The 2522-nt window shown below is 23.3% G+C and carries 3 protein-coding genes; all 3 read right to left on the minus strand.

All coding sequences use genetic code 11. The features are described 5' to 3' along the window. Nucleotides 1-96: 96 nt before the first annotated feature. The 3 genes from K324_RS0109530 to K324_RS16550 all read right to left on the minus strand — a co-directional run bounded on the left by K324_RS0109530 (nt 97) and on the right by K324_RS16550 (nt 2396). The gene (locus tag K324_RS0109530) at nt 97-813 is read right to left on the minus strand and encodes a hypothetical protein (protein WP_026748924.1); all 717 of its coding nucleotides are present in this window, start codon (nt 811-813) and stop codon (nt 97-99) included. Further along, nucleotides 803-2089: a hypothetical protein gene (locus tag K324_RS0109535; RefSeq protein WP_026748925.1), complete on the minus strand. Its 1287-nt coding sequence runs from the start codon at nt 2087-2089 to the stop codon at nt 803-805. The genes K324_RS0109530 and K324_RS0109535 overlap by 11 nt, the downstream gene beginning before the upstream one ends. Nucleotides 2090-2267: 178 nt before the next feature. Then, nucleotides 2268-2396 (minus strand): hypothetical protein, encoded by a 129-nt coding sequence (locus K324_RS16550; RefSeq protein ID WP_255460440.1) that lies wholly within the window; start codon nt 2394-2396, stop codon nt 2268-2270. Nucleotides 2397-2522: the final 126 nt, after the last annotated feature.

Genomic DNA, 2522 nt, shown 5'->3' on the forward strand with positions numbered 1-2522 from the left:
CGTTTAAGGCTTTTATATTCTTCATTTTTTAATATAATTTCACTTTGTTCCACAGGTAACAATAATACAAATGCTTTTATTTTAATCACTCCTTTTCTAAAATACTATCATTTCTCCAATTTTCAATGTTTCTTCAACACCAATTACTCCAACATGATTCTCCCACATTGTTCGTACTTTATAATCTAACGGAATAAATAATTCTGTTAGTAATTTTATTTTCATTCTATTTTCCTTTGTTTTTTTATAATTTACATACAAAACTATATTTCTTTTTTTAAATCTATCTAAATAAACTATAGAATCTAAAAATATTTCTTTAAAAACTCGTAAAAATATGTTCATACTGCTTTCCTCATCGTAATATTTTTTTAAATATTTTGCCACAATTCTCTTTTCATCTTTACTTAGATATTCAAAATATATTTTAGCATTTTCTCCAAATTCACCATTTTCAACATTTTTTGCAATAATTGATAAAATAATATCGTACGCACTCATTCCTTCAAGCAAATCAATATTTCCAAATAAATGTAAAATCAAGTTATTTAATGCTTCTTTTGTTGCTTTCTCATTATCTGTATCACTTTCTGAATACTCCAATATGTAATCATTAAACCTCAAAAATGGATTTACAAAAATTTCATTTCCTGCTGCTGCATTATTTGACAATACATCATTATTTACTTCTAAATATGCTGAAATACTATTTTCAGGAATAATAAATCTTATATTTTTTTCTGATTTATCATTTTTTAAATAATCTTGTATTACGCTCCAAATATACTTATAATTTTCAGACTTATTTAACATATGTATCAACTACTTTAAAAATATATTGAGGAAAACAATATTCTAATTCACTTACTAAAAAAGACATTAATTTTACAAATTCTTCTTTTAAGATACCATTATTTTTTATTTTTAACAATACACTTTGTTTGAGTTTGTCATCTAAATCAAAATCAAATTTAATAAATTTATTTAATCTTTCCAATTCTAAAAATTTTGTACTTTTTGGTATCAAAGCCGATACTTCTTCCACTTTCATACCATTGAATATTTCATAAGAATTTAAAAACCTTACTATTTCAGATTTTGTCCTTATTTTATTATTTAATTTTAATACTTGATTTTCTTTTTGTACATTAGAATAAATTTTAAAATTTAATTCATTTTCATATTTTATATTTGTAAAATCTGTTATTTCAAAAATATCCCAAATTAAATCCTGCTTCTTGTCTGACAGCACATTAACATTTCCTGCAATATCTCTGTATATCAAAAAAAATGGTATACCATTTTTGGATTTAATTAAAGCAATTTTATCTTTATTGTAATTTAGCCTATATCTATAAACTAACCGTGTTTCATTTGGTTGAACAAAATCTTCTGACTGAGCAGTAGTTTTATTAATATTCCAAACCAAAAATACATCTTTTTTAGTTTTTTCTTCCAATTCTTCTAAATCATACTCTATATTTTGTACATTTTCTAAATCTAAATAACTTTTCTCAAAAGTTTCTAATATCACATTATAAAAATTATTGTTATAATATGAATTTACTGTTTTCCATTCCATACTATTATTTTGAAATAAATAATATAGATCTTCTATTATTTTATTATACTTTTCCTTTTTTTGAAGTTTTATTCTTATTGGTATCTCGTCTCCATCTTTTTCAATAAATCCATCAAAAACTCTATCCTGTATAACACTTTCCTCATCTTCGGAAAGTTCCATAAAAATAGTATCAATTACCATATCCTCATTCACAATAATATTTCTCATATTTTTATTTTTATTATTATTTATTTTCTTTGAAAAAGTGTTAATATCAACTGGAGAAAAAATATTATCATTCAATCTATACTCTTCTTCATTCATAACAGTCATACAAATATACGGCTTTCTTTCTTCTGTTACCAAAGTTTCAAAAACTCTATTTTGAACACTATTAACTCTTCGCTCTAAATATTTTTCAATTTCCTCAAAATTTTCTAAAATATTATCTTTAAAAAATTTTTGCAATATCTCACTTTCAAAATCTAAAATTTCTCTTTTTAAAATATCTGTTATATTTTCCATAAATTACATCCCTTTTTTAATATAATAAATCCCTAATAAAGTATTAACACTAAAATTCCAATCTTTGTGTCCATCTTATCATACTATATACCTTTCTACATCTTTCCAATATCATTGCATCCTTCATTTTTTACAATAATCTCAATTAATCCCCCCCCTTTTTAAAAAGATATTTTATTTACCCTAATTTTTCTGCTTCATTGTAACATGTCATAACTCGTCCATCGTTATAAATTCTTCTGCAATAACAGCTAAACAACGAGAATAACAATACTATTAAAAGCATACATTTCAATATTCTTTTCATTCTTTGCCTCACTCCTTTCACTTCTTTATTTTATTCAACAAAAATATAAATTAAATAATTCATCTAAAACAGAATATTCCATATTCCCAAAAACGCATTTATCCAAAAACTGTTATCCTTTTTCGG

Origin of the sequence: Leptotrichia trevisanii DSM 22070 (genome assembly GCF_000482505.1) — a bacterium.
Lineage (GTDB): Bacteria > Fusobacteriota > Fusobacteriia > Fusobacteriales > Leptotrichiaceae > Leptotrichia > Leptotrichia trevisanii.